Origin of the sequence: Aeromonas sp. QDB62, from assembly GCF_027705695.1 — a bacterium.
Lineage (GTDB): Bacteria > Pseudomonadota > Gammaproteobacteria > Enterobacterales > Aeromonadaceae > Aeromonas > Aeromonas allosaccharophila.
Genome location: NZ_JAPDCD010000015.1, coordinates 69,205 through 86,992 on the forward strand (window position 1 = coordinate 69,205; position 17,788 = coordinate 86,992).

Sequence of the window (17,788 nt, forward strand, 5' to 3'; positions counted from 1 at the left end):
GCTTACCCGATGTGGGTCAGGCCACCCATGTAGGATTGCAGCGCAGCCGGGATGGCGATGCGGCCATCTTCCTGCTGGTAGTTCTCCATCACCGCGACCAGAGTACGACCCACCGCCAGACCGGAGCCGTTCAGGGTGTGTAGCAACTGCGGCTTGCCGTCGATACGCACGCGAGCCTGCATGCGGCGCGCCTGGAAGTCGGTACAGTTGGAGACAGAGGAGATCTCGCGGTAAGTGTTCTGGGCTGGCAGCCACACTTCCAGATCGTAGGTCTTGGCGGCGCAGAAGCCCATGTCACCAGTAGAGAGTGCCATCACGCGATACGGCAGTTCCAGCAGTTGCAGCACCTTCTCGGCGTGACCCACCATCTCTTCCAGCGCTTCCCAGGATTGCTCCGGGTGAACCAGCTGAACCATCTCGACCTTGTCGAACTGGTGCATACGGATGAGACCACGGGTATCACGACCGTAGGAGCCCGCTTCGGAGCGGAAGCAGGGGCTGTGGGCGGTCATCTTGATCGGCAGTTCCTGCTCGTCGAAGATCTCGTCGCGGGCCATGTTGGTGAGCGGCACTTCTGAGGTCGGGATCAGCGAGAACTTGCGCATCTTGCCTTCATCTTCCCCTTCGCCCTCAATCCCGGTATTGAACAGATCCTGGGAGAACTTGGGCAACTGGCCGGTGCCATAGAGGCTATCCGGGTTGACCAGATAGGGCACGTAGCACTCGGTGTAACCGTGCTGCAGGGTGTGTAGATCCAGCATGAACTGGGCCAGCGCGCGGTGCAGACGGGCAATCTGCCCCTTCATCACCACGAAACGGGCACCGGAGAGCTTGACGCCATTTTTGAAGTCAACACCCTTGGCCGCTTCACCGAGATCGATGTGATCACGCACCGAGAAGCTGAACTGACGCGGGGTACCCCAGCGGCGCACTTCCACGTTGTCGTTCTCGTCACGACCCACCGGAGTCGTCTCGCTCGGCAGGTTGGGGATGGCGTCGGCGATGGCTTTCAGCTGGGCCAACAGGGCATCCAGCTCGACCTTGCTGGTTTCCAGCTCGTCGTTGATCTTGGTCACTTCGGCCTTGAGCGGGGCAACATCTTCACCACGACGGGCAGCTTCACCGATGGATTTGGAGCGGGCGTTGCGCTCGGCCTGCAGCTCCTGGGTACGGGACTGCAGATCCTTGCGTTTCTCTTCCAGAGCGTTGACAGCCGCTACGTCCAGAACGTAACCGCGTGTCGCCAGACGAGCGGCAGCCTCTTCGATATCGCTGCGCAGATATTTGGGATCCAGCATGGTTTACCTACTTTTTTAAAATGGGATCTGGGCCTGAGTCATCATGACGGGCTGGGAAACAGATCCGGAAGTTAACATCGGTTGGCGCACCCCAATCGTGTTCAGAATCGGGCCTTCGAAATCAAGAAGATGGTATCAGGCCGAAACCAACGGGGTCAGACGGGCAGTGTAGCAGACCGCCCCCCCGCCCGAACAGGGACTATTTGGGTCGTTTTTGCCGACTTGTGGGGTCAGACACCCCATTTTTCCAGTGTCTGACCACTTTTCATCCAGCAGGAGAAAACACGCGACTAGCGACCCCGTTTTTGCGGGCTCTGCCGGTCCAGTTCATGGAGATAGTCGAGCTTCTGGCCGATCTGCTTTTCCAGACCGCGATCGGTGGGCTGGTAGTACTGCTTGCCCGCCAGCTCCGGCGGAAAATACTGCTCGCCCGCGGCATAGGCGCCCGGCTCGTCATGGGCGTAGCGATATTCGGCGCCATAGCCCAGATCGCTCATCAGTTTGGTCGGAGCATTGCGCAGGTGTACCGGCACCTCGAAGTCAGGCAGGTTTTTGGCATCATGGAGCGCCGCCTTCCAGGCGGTATAGACCGCATTGCTTTTCGGGGCACAGGCGAGATAGACGATCGCCTGGGCGATGGCTCGTTCCCCTTCCGCCGGACCGATCCGATGGAAGCAATCCCAGGCCGACAGGGCAACCTGCATGGCACGGGGATCGGCATTGCCCACATCTTCCGAGGCAATCGCCAACAAGCGACGGGCGATATAGAGGGGATCGCAACCGGCGCTCACCATGCGGGCGTACCAATAGAGCGCCGCATCCGGCGCCGAACCGCGAATGGATTTGTGCACCGCCGAGATGAGGTCGTAGAAGTGATCCCCCCCCTTGTCGAAGCGGGCCACATGCTCCCCCACCACGGCAGCGAGCAGACCGCTGTCGATCACCCGCGCCCCTGCGCTATCGGTTTCGGCCATGTCGGCCAACAGTTCCAGATAGTTGAGGGATTTTCGTCCGTCCCCATCCACCGCCTTGGCCAGCGCCTCTTTGACGCCGGGGGCGAAGGTGAGTGCCGGATCATTGAGACCACGGGGATCGGTCATCGCCTGATCAATCATGGCGAGGATATCGCTCTCTTCCAGCCGCTTGAGCAGATAGACCCGGGCCCGGGAGAGCAGTGCGTTGTTGAGTTCGAACGAGGGGTTTTCAGTGGTGGCACCGATAAAGGTAATGGTGCCATCTTCGATGTGAGGCAGGAACACATCCTGCTGGCTCTTGTTGAAGCGGTGCACTTCATCCACGAACAGGATGGTACGCACCCCGCGCCAACTGTTCTCCTTCGCCTTGTCAATGGCGGCGCGGATCTCCTTGATGCCGGAGGTGACCGCAGAGAGTCGCTCCACTTCCGCCTGGCAGTAGTGAGCCATCAGCTCCGCCAGCGTGGTCTTGCCGGTACCGGGCGGTCCCCACAGGATCATCGAGTGGCAGTGCCCCGCCAGAATGGCTTTGCGCAGGGGCTTGTCAGCCCCCAGGATATGTTGCTGACCGATATACTGGTCGAGGTTTTGCGGCCGCATGCGGGCCGCCAGCGGACGAAAGTCCGATGAGAAATCCAGCGACAAGTTGCTCATCTGTATTGACCGTTCAGTATCACGGATACCGCCATGGAAAAACGGTCCGACGAGAAATCCAACGACCGCCTGCTCATCAGCGCTGATCGTCCAGCTCGACCCCCTTCGGGATCTTGAAAACAAATTCGTTGCCCTTGAGCACCGGCTTGCGGTTAAAGCTACTCAGGGTGAATTCGCTCCACTGCCCTTGCGCCTCTTTCACATCGAAACGGCTGATGTTGTTGGCCCGATCGAAGGTGACACGGAAGGAGGCGATCAGCTCATCTTTGTTGCGGCTGGTGACGGTGTAGACATCCCCCTGCTGGGTCACGTCATAGTTCTTCCAGAACTTGTCGTCATTGCCGGCGATCAGAATAAAGGGGGTGTTGAGCACCGCATCTTTCAACTTGAGGGCGGTGACCTGCTCGACGAAGGGATCATAGACCCAGACATCCTGACCATCGGCCACGATCAGGCTCTCGTCCGGCGAGGTTGTGTGCCAGTTGAAACGGTTTGGCCGCTGCACCAGCAGATCGCCGCTGGCCTTTTGCAGCTCCTTGCCCTTGCTGTCATAGACGGTCTGGGCAAACTTGGCGGAGAAGAGGCTGACACCCGCCAGCTTCTGTTTGAGATCGCTGGCCGCATCGGCCCACACCTGACTGCTGGCCATCAACAGCACGGTACCCATCAACAGTTGTTTTTTCATCACGATCTTCATAAAGAGGCTCTCGATAAAAGGCCACGCCCGCGGAGGGCATGGCCAGGGATAGTATGAAACGGTGAGGCTTAGTCCCGCACCGGCGGCGGTGCCAGCACGTCGCGCTGACCATTGCCACCCGGTGAGCTGACGATGCCCTGATTCTCCATCTGCTCGATGAGACGGGCGGCCCGGTTGTAACCAATCTTGAACTTGCGCTGGACGCTGGAGGTCGAGCCACGGCGGGACTCCACCACAAAGGCGACCGCTTCGTCGAACAGGGGGTCCAGCTCTTCATCGCCACCACCGCCGTATTCGCCGCTGCCACCTTCGCCACCCGACTCACCGGAGAGGATCTCCTCGATGTAGTTCGGCTCGCCACGCAGTTTCCAGTCCGCCACCACCTTGTGCACTTCGTGGTCATCGACGAAGGCACCGTGTACCCGGGTCGGGTTGGAGGTACCGGACGGCATGTAGAGCATGTCGCCCATGCCGAGCAGGGATTCGGCCCCGCCCTGATCGATGATGGTGCGCGAGTCGATCTTGCTCGACACCTGGAACGAAATACGGGTCGGGATGTTGGCCTTGATAAGGCCGGTAATCACATCCACCGACGGACGCTGGGTCGCCAGAATGAGGTGAATACCGGCCGCCCGCGCCTTCTGGGCGATACGGGCAATCAGCTCTTCCACCTTCTTGCCGACGATCATCATCATGTCGGCAAATTCGTCCACCACCACCACGATGTGGGGCAGTTTTTCCAGCTCCGGCGGCATCTGATCCATGGAGTCACCCGGACGCCACAGCGGGTCGAGCAGCGGCTCGCCCGCTTCGATAGCAGCCAGCACCTTGTCGTTGTAGCCCTTGAGGTTACGCACGCCAACTGCCGACATCAGTTTGTAACGGCGCTCCATCTCGCCCACGCACCAGCGCAGGGCGTTGGCGGCGTCCTTCATGTCGGTCACCACCTCGGTCAGCAGATGCGGGATCCCTTCATAGACCGAGAGTTCCAGCATCTTGGGGTCGATCATGATGAAGCGCAGGTCATCGGGGGATGACTTGTAGAGCATGGAGATGATCATGGTGTTCACCCCCACCGACTTACCGGAACCTGTGGTACCGGCCACCAGCAGGTGCGGCATCTTGGCCAGATTCACCACCACCGGCTCCCCGGCGATGTCCTGACCCAGGCCCATGGTAAGCGGGTTGCGGCTGTCGCGGAAGGCATCGCAGTCGAGGGTCTCGCGCAGGTAGACGGTCTGGCGCACCCGGTTAGGCAGCTCGATACCGACGAAGGTCTTGCCCGGGATAACCTCAACCACCCGCACACTGCTGGCAGAGAGGGAACGGGCCAGATCGCGCGAGAGGTTGGTGATCTTGCTCGCCTTCATGCCCGGCGCCAGATCCAGCTCGAAACGGGTGATGACCGGGCCCGGATAGACACCGACCACCTTGGCCTGCACGTTGTAGTCGGCGAGCTTGGCTTCCACCAGACGGCCCATGCGATCCAGCTCATCCTTGCTCATCATCTGGGTCTTGGCAGGCGGTCTGTCCAACAGCTCGATGCTTGGCAACGGGGGCATCGTTGATTGCGGACGACGCTTGGGCCTGCTCGGTGCCACGGCCACCGGTGCGGCGACCTCATCGTCCCCTTCAGCCCACGGCAGATCCAGATCGTCTTCATCATCGTCATCGGCCACAGCCAGTACCGGTTGACGGCGACCATTGGCTGCCGCCACCGCACGTTTGGGCTTGGCAGCCGGAGCCGGCTCGTCATCTTCATCATCAAACTGCGGGTCGAACTCGAAGGTATCGTCGTCGAGTTCCGGCAGCCACTCTTCGGCGGCGGCCTTCTGATCCTTGGCCTTGGGTCGGCGGGTCCAGCTGGTGTGCGGCTCATCTTCCTCATCATCAAACGCGATAGCACCTACCCCGCCTTCCAGCAAGGGATCCGGCCCCTCGTTGCGGGGTTGACGCCAGCCACCGGTCAGCCAGCGACCGAGGGTAGTAGGGAAGTGGTAAACGGCGCTGACCGAACCGGTACAGGCCGCGCCGATCTGCTCGACGATGGTGAGCCAGGACCAGCCGGTAAACAGGGTGATACCGGTTGCCACAAAGCAGAGCAGCATCAGGTTGGCCCCGACGCCGCCAAACAGCGGCACCACCGCGGAGGCGATCACATCCCCCACCAGACCACCGGCGGAGAAGTTCTGCATATCGTTGAAGTTCATGCTGGCAATGGCCGACATGCCGAGCACGGTCAGGATAAAGCCGATGATCCGCACCCCCAGGGTGAGGTAATCCACATCGAGCAGACGGCTCGGCCGCCAGAAGAGACTCCAGCCCAGCAGTACCACCAGCGGCGGCACCAGATAGGAGAAGGCACCAAAGGTAAACATGGTGATGTCGGCGAGCCAGGCACCGGCACTACCGGCGAGGTTCTTCACCTCCCCTTGCCAGGAGGTCTGGGACCAGCCGGGATCAGCGGGATGATAGGACAACAGGGCAAGCAGAAGATAAGCAGCCATCAGGGTGATGGCGATCAAGACGGCTTCGAAGATCCGTTGTGTACCTGATAAAGGAGTAAACAGCTTTTTATCGGCCAAACTCCGGCTCCTTTCTGAAAACATGTAATGCAGGAAATAAGGGGGCCTAGTATCCCCGAAAAGCCCACCGATTGTCAGCCAGAGCCTGATGGGACGGGGCCATATTTGCAATTATCTTTACAAGAAGAAACGAGCGGACCGGCCGCTCGTTTCTGGCTGTCATGGTGTCTCATATGGAAAAGAAACCACGGCATAACCTGCTTTATCGGGTGCTGATCACCAGACGACTGCTCTGCTTGACCTCTTCCATCACCACGTAGGTGCGGGTGTCATTGACACCGGGCAGACGCAGCAGGGTTTCCCCCAACAGACGGCGGTAAGCCGACATGTCGCTGACTCGGGTCTTGAGCAGGTAGTCAAAGTCACCGGAGACCAGATGACACTCCTGGATCTCTTCGAGTACCTGAACAGCCTTGTTGAACTGTTCAAATACATCAGGCGCCCCGCGATTGAGGGTTATCTCTACAAACACCAGCAGAGATGCGTCCAGATAATGAGGGTTCAGAATAGCGGCATATCCTTCGATATAACCTTGTCGCTCGAGGCGACGAACCCGTTCCAGACACGGTGTAGGACTCAGGCCAACTCGTTTGGACAACTCAACATTCGAAATCCTGCCATCCTTTTGCAGTTCATTAAGAATGTTGCGGTCAATCCTGTCCAAATCCTTTAGCCGACTCTTAGCTTCCATCATTTTATTCCATCCTTTGGCTATTTTTTGGTAAGAATCACCAGTCATTTTATAATTATGGTCACAAATCCTGTCAATACCTGAATATACTAGGCGCAAATGTTGGTTAACATTTTGGCAACATGAAACACCAATCTATAGACGAGGGATAGCATGATTATCGGTGTACCTAAAGAGATAAAAAACCATGAATACCGCGTAGGCATGGTTCCGGCCAGTGTACGTGAACTGACAGCACGAAACCATACTGTTTTCGTCCAAAGCGGTGCCGGAAACGGCATTGGCTTTAGCGATGCAGATTATATCGCTGTTGGCGCCGAAATTTTGGCCTCTGCAGCAGAGGTTTTCGCCAAAGCCGAGATGATCGTCAAGGTCAAGGAACCTCAGCCTGTCGAATGTGCCATGCTGCGTCCGGGTCAAACCCTGTTCACCTATCTGCATCTGGCGCCAGACTTGGCCCAGACCGAAGCTCTGCTGCAAAGCGGCGCCATCTGCATCGCCTATGAAACTGTCACCGACGGCCGTGGCGGCCTGCCCCTGCTGGCCCCCATGTCGGAAGTGGCCGGACGCATGTCTATTCAGGCGGGTGCCCAGGCGCTGGAAAAATCGCGCGGCGGGAGTGGGGTGCTGCTCGGCGGCGTACCCGGTGTCGAGCCGGCCAAGGTGGTGATCATCGGCGGCGGCGTGGTCGGCTCCAATGCAGCCCGCATGGCCATTGGCCTGCGTGCAGATGTTACCATCCTCGACAACAACGTCGATACCCTGCGCCGTCTCGATAACGAGTTCCAGGGCGCGGCCAAGGTGGTCTACTCCAACAGCGAGACCCTGGAGCGCCATCTGCTGGCCGCGGATCTGGTCATCGGCGGCGTGCTGGTGCCGGGTGCCACTGCGCCAAAACTTGTCAGCCGTGACCATATTGCGCGCATGAAGCCGGGCTCTGCCATCGTCGATGTGGCGATCGATCAGGGCGGCTGTGTGGAAACCTCCCACGCCACCACCCATGAAGATCCTACTTTTATCGTCGATGAGGTGGTGCACTACTGCGTTGCCAACATGCCGGGGGCGGTAGCCCGTACCTCGACCGTGGCGCTCAACAATGCCACCCTCCCCTTTATCATCAAGCTGGCACAACAAGGCTACCGCGACGCCCTGTTGTCAGACGTACACCTGCGTCATGGCCTCAACGTGATGAATGGCAAGCTGACTTGCAAGGAGGTAGCCGTGGCTCATGGCCTTGCCCATACGGATGCCCTGACCCTGCTGAACTGATCTGCGCTGGCCTGCGCCAGTCAACGATGAGTGAAAATCCGCCCGCGATGGGCGGTTTTTTTTATCCCTTTGTTTTGCGCTGTCACCGCTTGCGCACACGATTAGTGCAATCGACTCGCCAGCCTTTGACCGCGGATCACGAATTACCTACAATCGCGCAAACTCATCACATCCCGGAAATTACATCATGAGCCAAGTCACTCACAGCAAATTGCTGATCTTAGGGTCAGGCCCGGCCGGTTACACAGCGGCCGTCTACGCCGCCCGCGCCAACCTCAATCCCCTGCTCATCACCGGCATGCAACAAGGTGGTCAGCTGACCACCACCACCGAAGTGGAGAACTGGCCAGGTGATCCGGAAGGTCTGACCGGCCCGGCGCTGATGGAGCGTATGAAAGCCCATGCAGAGAAGTTCGATACCCGTATCCTGTTTGATCACATCAACAGTGTCGAACTGACCCAGCGCCCATTCCGCCTCAAAGGGGACAACGGCGAGTACACCTGCGATGCCCTGATCATCGCGACCGGCGCCTCCGCCAAGTATCTGGGCCTTCCTTCCGAAGAGGCCTTCAAGGGCCGCGGTGTCTCCGCCTGTGCGACCTGTGACGGTTTCTTCTACCGCAATCAGGAAGTGGCGGTGATCGGTGGCGGTAACACCGCAGTGGAAGAGGCCCTCTATCTGGCCAACATCGCCAAGAAGGTGCACCTGATCCACCGCCGCGACGAGTTCCGTGCCGAAAAGATCCTGATCAAGCGTCTGCACGACAAGGTCGCGAGCGGCAACATCGTGTTGCACACCCACCAGACTCTGGACGAAGTGCTGGGGGATCAGATGGGGGTCACCGGTGTGCGCCTGCGCAACACTCAGGACAACAGCACCAGCGAGCTGCCGCTGATGGGCGTCTTCATCGCCATCGGCCACCAGCCCAATACCCAGATCTTCGATGGCCAGCTGGAGATGCAAAACGGCTATCTGAAAGTACGTGGCGGGCTGGACGGTTTTGCCACCCAGACCAGCATTGAAGGGGTGTTTGCCGCCGGTGACGTGGCCGACCACAACTACCGTCAGGCCATCACCTCGGCCGGTACCGGCTGCATGGCAGCCCTCGATGCCGAGCGTTATCTCGACGCACAATAAACGCGCGCAAGATGTGATATAAGGCATACCAGTCGGTATGCCTTTTTTCATTTAAGGAGTCTAATGAAACAGAAGATATTGATTGTCGAAGATAGCCTGACCATTCGCCGTATGCTCACTCAGGCCATTGCCCAGCAGACTGGCCTCGAGATTGACGCCTTCGATACCCTCGAAGGTGCCCGTCACTGCCGGGGCGAGGAGTATGTGGTCGCACTGGTGGACTTGACCTTGCCGGATGCTCCCCGTGGCGAGGCGGTGAACGAGCTGCTGGAGCGGGGTTTGCCGGTGGTGATCCTCACTGCCGACATCAGCGAGGATAAACGTGCCGCCTGGCTGGAAACCGGCGTGCTGGACTATGTGATGAAGGATTCGCGCCACTCGCTGCAATATGCCGTCAGTCTGGTGCACCGCCTCTATCTCAACCAGTCCATCGAAGTGCTGGTGGTCGATGACTCACGCACCTCCCGCCACCGCACCATGGCCCAGTTGCGCAAACAGCTGTTGCAGGTGCATGAGGCAAGCCATGCCCGTGAAGCGATGGCGATGCTGGAGCAGCACCCGGCCATTCGACTGGCACTGGTCGACTACTACATGCCGGATATCGATGGCATCAGTCTGGTGAGGATGCTGAGAGAGCGTTACAGCAAGCAGCAACTCGCGATCATCGGGATCTCGGTCTCGGACAAGCGCGGTCTCTCTGCTCGCTACCTCAAGCAGGGCGCCAACGACTTTCTCAACCAGCCGTTCGAGCCAGAAGAGCTGCAGTGCCGGGTCAGCCACAATCTGGAAGCGCTCGAACAGTTCAACAGCATTCAGGAGTCAGCCAATCGTGACTACCTGACCGGTCTCTACAACCGGCGTTACTGGTTCAACGAAGGGCAAAAATGGTTTGAAGAGCATCAACGCCAGCAGACACAACTCGCACTCTGTGTGCTCGATGTGGATCACTTCAAGCAGGTCAACGATCACTGGGGCCATGCCATCGGCGATCAACTGCTCTGCCACCTGACCCGGCTACTGACCCAGTTCTTCCCCGATGCCATGATCGCCCGCTTTGGCGGAGAGGAATTTGCCATGATGGTGCCTCACTGCACCGTCCCCGTGTTGATCAAGCGTCTTGAAGGGCTGCGTCAGCAGCTGCGCCAGCAACCCCTGTCACCGGAGACCCCGCTGTTTGTGCGCGCCAGTTACGGCGTGATCAGCGTCGGGCGGGTATCCATGGACGAGGCGCTGAGCGAAGCAGACCGGCTGCTTTATCAGGCAAAGAACACCGGTCGCGACAAGATAGTCTCTCAAGAGACGGCTATCTGAATCCTCAGGGCATCAGTCCCGTGTATTACCGCCCGACAGACTTTCCAGCAGGAGAGTCTGCGGGTTCATTTCCTGCCACAGTCTCCCCATCACCATGACTATCGAAAGTCAGTAAGTCTTGTCGACCCGCACCCCATCATCGAAATAGAGAATGCGCACCTTGTCCCCATTGGCAAAGACCATGGCGGGATCATAATCCTGGATCACGTTGATAAGGGCATTTTGCTCGTTGCGGATCAACAGCTCCACCAGCTTGTTTTCCACCACGGTTTCCCCGGACTGGTATTGCTGCGCAGCTGCAGCTCCCGCGAGCGCGCCGACGGCGGTGGCGATTTCACGGCCATGACCGCCGCCAAACTGGTTGCCAAGCAGGCCGCCCAGCACGGCACCGCCCAACGTCTTCCAGCCAGAGTGCTCGGACTCCAGGATCTGGCGCTGAGTAATATTGCGCACCGTTTCGACCTGGCCAAACACCACCTGATTGACCGGCCGCGCGGTATTGCGCTGGTAGACTTCTGCCCCGGCGGGCGCCGTGACAAAGCAGAGCAAGCTGGATACTATCAGGATAATGGCCTTCATCTATGAACCTCGTCGCCTTATGTCTCGCTATCTTACCCAACTGGATGATGAGCTTTGCTGGTTTCCCGACCCCAGCCATGCGCTGGAAGAGCCCAACGGCTTGCTGGCGATCGGCGGAGATCTCTCCCCGGCCAGATTGCTGGCAGCTTACCACAAGGGGATCTTCCCGTGGAATGAACCCCACCAGCCGACCCTGTGGTGGTCACCGGATCCCCGCGGGGTGATCCGTCCAGACCAACTCCATGTGGGGCGGACATTGCAGAAGATTATCCGCCGTACCCCATTCGATATTTCCGTCAATCGCGCCTTTAATGAAGTCATCACCGCCTGCGCCGCCCCTCGTCGCACCGCTGATGGCACCTGGATCAGCCAACCCATGATCGAGGCCTACCAGCAACTGCACCGGCTGGGTCATGCCCACTCTATCGAGATCTGGCAGGAGGGAGAACTGCAAGCGGGACTGTATGGCCTCTCTATCGGCCGACTGTTTTGCGGTGAATCCATGTTCAGCCGCATCGATAACGGCGCCAAGCTGGCCATGGTGGCACTCTGTCGCCACTTCGTCCGCCATCGCGGCGCCCTCATCGATTGCCAGATGCAAAACCCGTTTCTGGCGACCCTGGGTATCGAGGAATGGCCAAGAGCCCGTTTTCTGGCCGAGCTGGCGCGCCTTGGCCATCAACCACTGTTGGCTTCCTGCTGGCAAGAGGGAGAGATCAGCTTATGACTGAAGAAGTGATCCTCAAGGTTGGGCTGACCCCCAAGCATCCTTGCAGCTATCTGGATCATGAGCAGGAACAGTTGCTGGTGCTGATGGATCACAATCTGCTCAACGCCAACGGCTACGAGCGATTGTTGACAGCCGGTTTTCGCCGCAGTGGCAATGACATCTATCGTCCCCACTGCCCGGCGTGCCATGCCTGCCAATCCCTTCGTATTCACAGCGAACGCTTTCGTCCCAGCCGCGGCCAGAAGCGGATCCGCCAGCTCAACAAAGATATCGAGCTCGTCCTGAGCTACGATGACAAGCCCGAGTATTACCTGCTCTACGAACGCTATATCCGCGAACGCCATCACGATGGCAGCATGTATCCCCCCAACCGCAGCCAGTATCGCGGTTTTCTCCATTGTGACTGGATGCCGCCGCTCTATCTGGAGATGCGCAAGGAGGGCCGTCTTATCGGCGTGGCCACCACAGACCTGCTGCCCCACTCCCTCAGCGCCATGTACACCTTCTTCGATCCGGACTATGCCGATCGCTCCCTGGGCACTTTTGCGATCCTCTGCCAGCTTGATCTGGCCAGGCGAACCGGGCGAAGCTGGCTCTATCTTGGCTACCTGGTGGAGGCGTGCCGCAAGATGAATTACAAGCGCAATTACCTCCCTCACGAGCTGTTAATTCAGGGGGAATGGAAAAATATCGACACCAAGCCCGAGTAAACTTTACACATAGCCTTAAATCCGGCATGATCCAGCGGTTTTTTGTTGTGGCTTATCAAGAGGATTCAATGGCTAAAGAAGACAGTATTGAGATGCAGGGCACTATTCTCGAAACCCTGCCCAATACCATGTTCCGTGTGGAACTGGAGAATGGTCACGTGGTTATCGCTCATATTTCAGGCAAGATGCGCAAAAACTACATTCGTATCCTGACTGGAGACAAAGTAACGGTAGCACTGACTCCCTACGATCTCTCCAAGGGACGTATTGTTTTCCGCTCTCGCTAAGCCAGGAATTCAGCAAAAAACCCCAACCTGTCGGTTGGGGTTTTTTGTCGTTTTCTGATCACTGACGCTTAGTGGGAAACAGCTTCAACATTGACCTGAAAATCAAAGCTGAGGCTGTCATTTACCAACTCAACCTTCACTATCCCCCCGTCAACCAGTGAACCGAACAGGATCTCGTTGGCCAGGGGTTTCTTGAGGTGCTCCTGGATCACCCGACCCATCGGTCTGGCACCCATGGCTCTGTCATATCCCTTCTCTGCCAACCAGTGGCGGGCACGCTCGGACACCTCGAGAGAGACTCCCTTCGCATCCAGTTGAACCTGCAACTCGACAATGAACTTGTCGACCACCTGATGGATCACCGTCATATCGAGATGGTTGAACCAGATGGTGTGATCAAGCCGGTTACGAAACTCCGGACTGAAGGTCTTGTTGATCACCGCCATGGCATCGTGGCTCAAATCCTGTTGCTGGAAGCCAATCGACTTGCGCTGGGTCTCCTGAACGCCAGCGTTAGTGGTCATCACCAGAATGACATTACGAAAATCCGCCTTGCGCCCGTTGTTATCGGTCAGGGTACCGTTGTCCATCACCTGCAACAGCAGGTTGAACACATCCGGGTGAGCCTTCTCAATCTCGTCGAGCAACACCACCGAGTGGGGATGCTTGATCACCGCATCGGTCAGCAAACCACCCTGTTCAAAACCGACGTAGCCGGGAGGCGCGCCAATCAGGCGAGATACGGTATGGCGTTCCATGTACTCGGACATATCAAAGCGCAGCATCTCGACACCCAATGCTTTGCCCAACTGCTGGGTCACCTCTGTTTTACCGACACCGGTGGGGCCAGCAAACAGGAAGCAGCCAACCGGGCGACGCTCGTTGCCAAGGCCCGAGCGTGACAGGCGGATCGCATCAGCCAGCACCTCAATGGCCTTGTCCTGACCAAAGACCACCATCTTGAGATTGCGCTCCAGGTGCTTCAGCACCTCTTTATCAGAGGAGGAGACTGATTTCTCCGGAATACGGGCAATCTTGGCAACGATGGACTCAATCTCCTGCACATTGATCACTTTCTTGCGCTTGCTCGCTGGCAGCAACCGTTGACCGGCACCGGCCTCATCGATCACGTCGATCGCCTTGTCGGGCAAGTGACGATCATTGATGTACTTGGCAGAGAGCTCGGCAGCCGCCCGGATCGCCTTGGCGGTGTAGCGCACGCCGTGGTGAGCCTCGTAGCGGCTCTTGAGCCCCATCAGAATACGCGTGGTGTCATCGATAGTCGGCTCGACAATATCGATCTTCTGGAAGCGACGCGCCAACGCACGGTCTTTCTCGAAGATCTGGGCATACTCCTGATAGGTGGTGGATCCCACACAGCGAAGCAAACCATTGGAGAGCAGCGGCTTGATCAGGTTGGCCGCATCCAGCTGACCACCAGATGCCGCACCGGCACCGATGATGGTATGGATCTCGTCGATAAAGAGGATCGCCCCTTCCTGACGTTCAATCTGCTTGAGCAGTACCTTGAGGCGCTTCTCGAAATCACCACGGTATTTGGTACCCGCCAGCAGAGAACCCATATCCAGCGAATAGATGGTGCTGCCCGCAATCACCTCGGGCACATCACCCTTGACGATGCGATAGGCAAGCCCTTCGGCAATGGCAGTTTTGCCCACGCCAGCTTCACCCACCAACAGCGGGTTGTTCTTGCGACGGCGACAGAGCACTTGAATGGTGCGGTTGAGCTCCTGATCACGGCCAATCAGTGGATCGATGCGCCCTTCCAGCACCAGCTGGTTCAGGTTGGTGGCAAAGCTCTCGATCTGGGCGGCCGAGACATCATCATCAGACTCGGGATTGTTATTGCTGCCGAGATCCGGCTTGTTATCCTTGCGCACCCCGTGGGAGAGGAAATTGACGACGTCGAGACGGCTGATCTCGGCTTTTTTCAGGAAATAGGCAGCTTGTGACTCCTGCTCACTGAAGATAGCGACCAGCACGTTGGCGCCGCTGACTTCGGTATTGCCGGAGGATTGCACATGGAAGACGGCACGCTGCAACACGCGCTGGAAGCCCAGTGTCGGCTGGGTTTCACGATCTTCATCATCGCGCGGAATGAGTGGAGTAGTTTGGGTGATAAATGCGCGGATCTCCTTGCGCATCTGCTCGACATCGGCACCACAGGAGCTCAGCGCCTCATGGGCTGAACTGTTATCCAGAAGGGCTAACAACAGGTGCTCGACAGTCATGAATTCGTGGCGCTCGTCACGGGCCAGTTTGAACGCCTCGTTCAGCGTCTTTTCTAGATCTTTATTCAACATAGGCACCTCCCCTAGTACAGCTACAATGTGGTGTCACACTCGCCATCAAGTCATCAGATTCAAGCCTTTTCCATAGTACAGAGCAGTGGATGTTCATTGTTACGTGCATAGGTGTTGACCTGGACAACCTTGGTTTCGGCGATCTCTGCAGTAAACATGCCGCAGACACCCTTACCACTATAATGCACACTCAGCATGACCTGAGTCGCCTTGTCCAAATCCATACCAAAGAACTTTTGCAGCACCTCCACCACAAACTCCATCGGCGTATAGTCATCGTTGTTCAACACAACCTTATACATGGGTGGCGGCTGCAGCTTGGTTTTCTCTGCTTCTGCAATCTCTTCATTAGCAAAGAGTTCTTTCTGCTTGCTCATAATCGCGCTTTGGTACCTCTAGATTACTACCGTCTAACACAAGGTTGTCAATAGACTTGTTAACCAGATCACATCAGCTGTTAACAACTTCTTGACTCGCTCAAAAGTTGGACTAGATTGGTTACTTGCTAATCTGTGCCCGTCTGCTACGGGCTCATGTCCCTAGTTATAAAGGGCTGGCGCAGGTTACTCAACGACTTCTGGGTAATCAATAAAAGGATGTAGAAGTATGGCAACCGGCACAGTTAAGTGGTTTAACAACGCAAAAGGATTTGGGTTTATCTGTCCGGAAGGGGGCGGTGAGGATATCTTCGCTCACTACTCCACGATTCAAATGGAGGGCTACAAGACCCTGAAAGCGGGTCAGGCCGTCAATTTTGAACTGCAACAGGGGCCGAAAGGAAATCACGCTTCTGTGATTGTGCCAAACGAAGCACAAAATATGTAAATAACACCCGTTGGATAAATAAAAAACCGGTTCCTCTTTGAGCAACCGGTTTTTTATTGTCAGATTTCTGGCGCGTCCTGCCTCCTCACGGGATCACAGGGTTATCGCCAGTCACGATCAGTCGTGATATTCACTGCAGGCGATCAGGGTATTTTCCATCAGGCTGGCTACCGTCATCGGGCCCACGCCACCGGGTACCGGGGTAATGAAAGAAGCATGGCTGCGCGCCGTCTCAAACTCCACATCGCCGACCAGTGAACCATCAGCCAGGCGGTTGATACCCACATCGATCACCAGCGCGCCCGGTTTGATCCACTCGCCCGGAATGAAGTTGGGCTTGCCGACCGCAACAACCAGCAGATCGGCACGGCGTACCTGATCTTCCAGATCCCGGGTAAAGCGGTGACAAGTCGTGGTCGTGCAGCCCGCCAGCAGCAATTCGAGGGTCATGGGACGCCCCACTATATTGGACGCTCCCACCACGACCGCATGCAGACCATGCGTCTTCACGCCGGTGGTCTCAATCAGCGTCATGATCCCTTTCGGGGTGCAGGGGCGCAGCGCCGGAATACGTTGGGCCAGACGGCCTACGTTATAGGGGTGGAAACCGTCAACATCCTTGTCAGGCTGGATCCGCTCCAGCACCTGAGTGGTATCGAAGTGATCCGGCAACGGCAACTGAACCAGAATGCCATCTACGTGGCTATCTTCATTCAGCTGGTCGATCAGCGCCAGCAGATCTTCCTGACTGGCAGTTGCACTCAGGTCATAGGAACGGGAGAGAAAACCCACCTCCTCACACGCCCGGCGTTTGCTGCCGACATAGACCTGAGAGGCCGGATCCGCCCCCACCAGAATGACTGCCAGCCCTGGAGCCCGTTTCCCTGCCGCCAACCGCTGTTGGACTTGCGCCGCGACCTGGCTGCGAATCGTTTGCGCAACCTGTTTTCCATCTATGATTTTGGCAGACATCGTTCTCCACTCACCATGTGTTCAACTGCCGCGCATTGTCGCATTTTTTTAGCCGGGGTGTTAGCGGCAGACGCACGCCAGGCCTGTAGCGGGCAATAAGTAGGCACTTGAATTTACTGGGGGAAAAATACGTTGACGCTGGCCCGTACGCTTGGCTATGATGCCCGCCCGTTGCCCAGTACGACGCTTGTCGCTATGCTGGTCAGGGATTTTCGGTGATTAGCGCAGTCCGGTAGCGCATCTGGTTTGGGACCAGAGGGTCAAAGGTTCGAATCCTTTATCACCGACCATGTTCATCGACTCGTCGTCAAGACGTGTTGATACCGAGCGCCCTTAGCTCAGTCGGATAGAGCAACGGCCTTCTAAGCCGTGGGTCGCAGGTTCGAATCCTGCAGGGCGCGCCATTGATTCTCCCCTTCCCTTCTGGATTGGCGAGCGTTGATGAAGATTTCAGTGGTGGCTGTAGCTCAGTTGGTAGAGTCCCGGATTGTGATTCCGGTTGTCGTGGGTTCGAGCCCCATCAGCCACCCCATTATTCTGTCGATGATTGCCGCAAGGTGATGTCAATCGACCAGGTGCAGTGACCTTCTGGTCTGCCCCACGAAAAACCGGCCTTGGCCGGTTTTTTTTGTTTTTGCGCATGTTTGCGCACGACAGCGCCTTACCTTGTCTGCAAGGCCATCCTTCAGATCGATAAACGCGGCTCGCCCATTTGTCACGATTCGTAGCCCCCGTCGATACACA

Annotated in this window: 16 protein-coding genes and 3 tRNA genes; 10 read left to right on the plus strand and 9 right to left on the minus strand. The window is 57.5% G+C overall.

Annotated features, from left to right (window positions below):
• Positions 1-2 precede the first annotated feature (2 nt).
• The 5 genes from serS to lrp form a co-directional block, all read right to left on the minus strand.
• Positions 3-1,298, minus strand: a complete 1,296-nt coding sequence (serS, locus tag OKC27_RS09600) for a serine--tRNA ligase (RefSeq protein WP_270693376.1) — start codon at positions 1,296-1,298, stop codon at positions 3-5.
• Between the two features lie 290 nt (positions 1,299-1,588).
• Positions 1,589-2,926, minus strand: coding sequence for a replication-associated recombination protein A (locus OKC27_RS09605; RefSeq protein WP_270693375.1), 1,338 nt, complete (start codon positions 2,924-2,926; stop codon positions 1,589-1,591).
• 76 nt (positions 2,927-3,002) lie between these two features.
• Positions 3,003-3,611 (minus strand): outer membrane lipoprotein chaperone LolA, encoded by a 609-nt coding sequence (gene lolA / locus OKC27_RS09610; protein WP_042063852.1) that lies wholly within the window; start codon positions 3,609-3,611, stop codon positions 3,003-3,005.
• Positions 3,612-3,691: 80 nt separating this feature from the next.
• Complete coding sequence (locus OKC27_RS09615; RefSeq protein ID WP_042657884.1) at positions 3,692-6,208, minus strand: DNA translocase FtsK; 2,517 nt, start codon at positions 6,206-6,208, stop codon at positions 3,692-3,694.
• A 202-nt stretch (positions 6,209-6,410) separates the two neighbouring features.
• Positions 6,411-6,902 (minus strand): leucine-responsive transcriptional regulator Lrp, encoded by a 492-nt coding sequence (gene lrp, locus OKC27_RS09620; RefSeq protein ID WP_005300047.1) that lies wholly within the window; start codon positions 6,900-6,902, stop codon positions 6,411-6,413.
• A gap of 150 nt (positions 6,903-7,052) precedes the next feature.
• On the opposite strand from lrp, the gene ald reads away from it, so the two are divergent.
• The 3 genes from ald (at position 7,053) to OKC27_RS09635 (ending at position 10,617) form a co-directional block, all read left to right on the plus strand.
• Positions 7,053-8,168, plus strand: coding sequence for an alanine dehydrogenase (ald, locus tag OKC27_RS09625; RefSeq protein WP_042657883.1), 1,116 nt, complete (start codon positions 7,053-7,055; stop codon positions 8,166-8,168).
• Positions 8,169-8,355: 187 nt separating this feature from the next.
• Positions 8,356-9,306 carry a thioredoxin-disulfide reductase gene (trxB, locus tag OKC27_RS09630; RefSeq protein ID WP_042062225.1) on the plus strand — a complete coding sequence of 317 codons (951 nt, stop codon included), beginning with the start codon at positions 8,356-8,358 and terminating at the stop codon, positions 9,304-9,306.
• A 63-nt stretch (positions 9,307-9,369) separates the two neighbouring features.
• Positions 9,370-10,617 carry a diguanylate cyclase gene (locus tag OKC27_RS09635; protein WP_182932480.1) on the plus strand — a complete coding sequence of 416 codons (1,248 nt, stop codon included), beginning with the start codon at positions 9,370-9,372 and terminating at the stop codon, positions 10,615-10,617.
• A gap of 108 nt (positions 10,618-10,725) precedes the next feature.
• Here OKC27_RS09635 and OKC27_RS09640 read toward each other — a convergent pair whose 3' ends face one another.
• Positions 10,726-11,196 (minus strand): glycine zipper 2TM domain-containing protein, encoded by a 471-nt coding sequence (locus OKC27_RS09640; RefSeq protein ID WP_182937644.1) that lies wholly within the window; start codon positions 11,194-11,196, stop codon positions 10,726-10,728.
• A 19-nt stretch (positions 11,197-11,215) separates the two neighbouring features.
• On the opposite strand from OKC27_RS09640, the gene aat reads away from it, so the two are divergent.
• The 3 genes from aat (at position 11,216) to infA (ending at position 12,923) form a co-directional block, all read left to right on the plus strand.
• Positions 11,216-11,923 carry a leucyl/phenylalanyl-tRNA--protein transferase gene (aat, locus tag OKC27_RS09645; protein ID WP_042062222.1) on the plus strand — a complete coding sequence of 236 codons (708 nt, stop codon included), beginning with the start codon at positions 11,216-11,218 and terminating at the stop codon, positions 11,921-11,923.
• Positions 11,920-12,636 carry an arginyltransferase gene (locus tag OKC27_RS09650; protein WP_042062220.1) on the plus strand — a complete coding sequence of 239 codons (717 nt, stop codon included), beginning with the start codon at positions 11,920-11,922 and terminating at the stop codon, positions 12,634-12,636. The genes aat and OKC27_RS09650 overlap by 4 nt, the downstream gene beginning before the upstream one ends.
• Before the next feature lie 68 nt (positions 12,637-12,704).
• The gene (gene infA, locus OKC27_RS09655) at positions 12,705-12,923 is read left to right on the plus strand and encodes a translation initiation factor IF-1 (protein ID WP_005300033.1); all 219 of its coding nucleotides are present in this window, start codon (positions 12,705-12,707) and stop codon (positions 12,921-12,923) included.
• A 68-nt stretch (positions 12,924-12,991) separates the two neighbouring features.
• Here infA and clpA read toward each other — a convergent pair whose 3' ends face one another.
• Positions 12,992-15,247, minus strand: a complete 2,256-nt coding sequence (gene clpA / locus OKC27_RS09660; protein WP_042657877.1) for an ATP-dependent Clp protease ATP-binding subunit ClpA — start codon at positions 15,245-15,247, stop codon at positions 12,992-12,994.
• Between the two features lie 59 nt (positions 15,248-15,306).
• Positions 15,307-15,624: an ATP-dependent Clp protease adapter ClpS gene (gene clpS / locus OKC27_RS09665; protein ID WP_005337111.1), complete on the minus strand. Its 318-nt coding sequence runs from the start codon at positions 15,622-15,624 to the stop codon at positions 15,307-15,309.
• A gap of 229 nt (positions 15,625-15,853) precedes the next feature.
• On the opposite strand from clpS, the gene cspD reads away from it, so the two are divergent.
• Positions 15,854-16,072 (plus strand): cold shock-like protein CspD, encoded by a 219-nt coding sequence (cspD, locus tag OKC27_RS09670; RefSeq protein ID WP_005300025.1) that lies wholly within the window; start codon positions 15,854-15,856, stop codon positions 16,070-16,072.
• Positions 16,073-16,189: 117 nt separating this feature from the next.
• Here the strand turns inward: cspD and folD are convergent, their stop codons facing one another.
• Positions 16,190-17,044 (minus strand): bifunctional methylenetetrahydrofolate dehydrogenase/methenyltetrahydrofolate cyclohydrolase FolD, encoded by an 855-nt coding sequence (gene folD, locus OKC27_RS09675; protein WP_182937645.1) that lies wholly within the window; start codon positions 17,042-17,044, stop codon positions 16,190-16,192.
• A 213-nt stretch (positions 17,045-17,257) separates the two neighbouring features.
• Here folD and OKC27_RS09680 point away from each other — a divergent pair.
• The 3 genes from OKC27_RS09680 (at position 17,258) to OKC27_RS09690 (ending at position 17,576) form a co-directional block, all read left to right on the plus strand.
• Positions 17,258-17,334: transfer RNA gene (locus OKC27_RS09680), tRNA-Pro, on the plus strand.
• A gap of 37 nt (positions 17,335-17,371) precedes the next feature.
• Positions 17,372-17,448: transfer RNA gene (locus tag OKC27_RS09685), tRNA-Arg, on the plus strand.
• A 52-nt stretch (positions 17,449-17,500) separates the two neighbouring features.
• Positions 17,501-17,576 (plus strand) — tRNA-His (locus tag OKC27_RS09690).
• Positions 17,577-17,788: the final 212 nt, after the last annotated feature.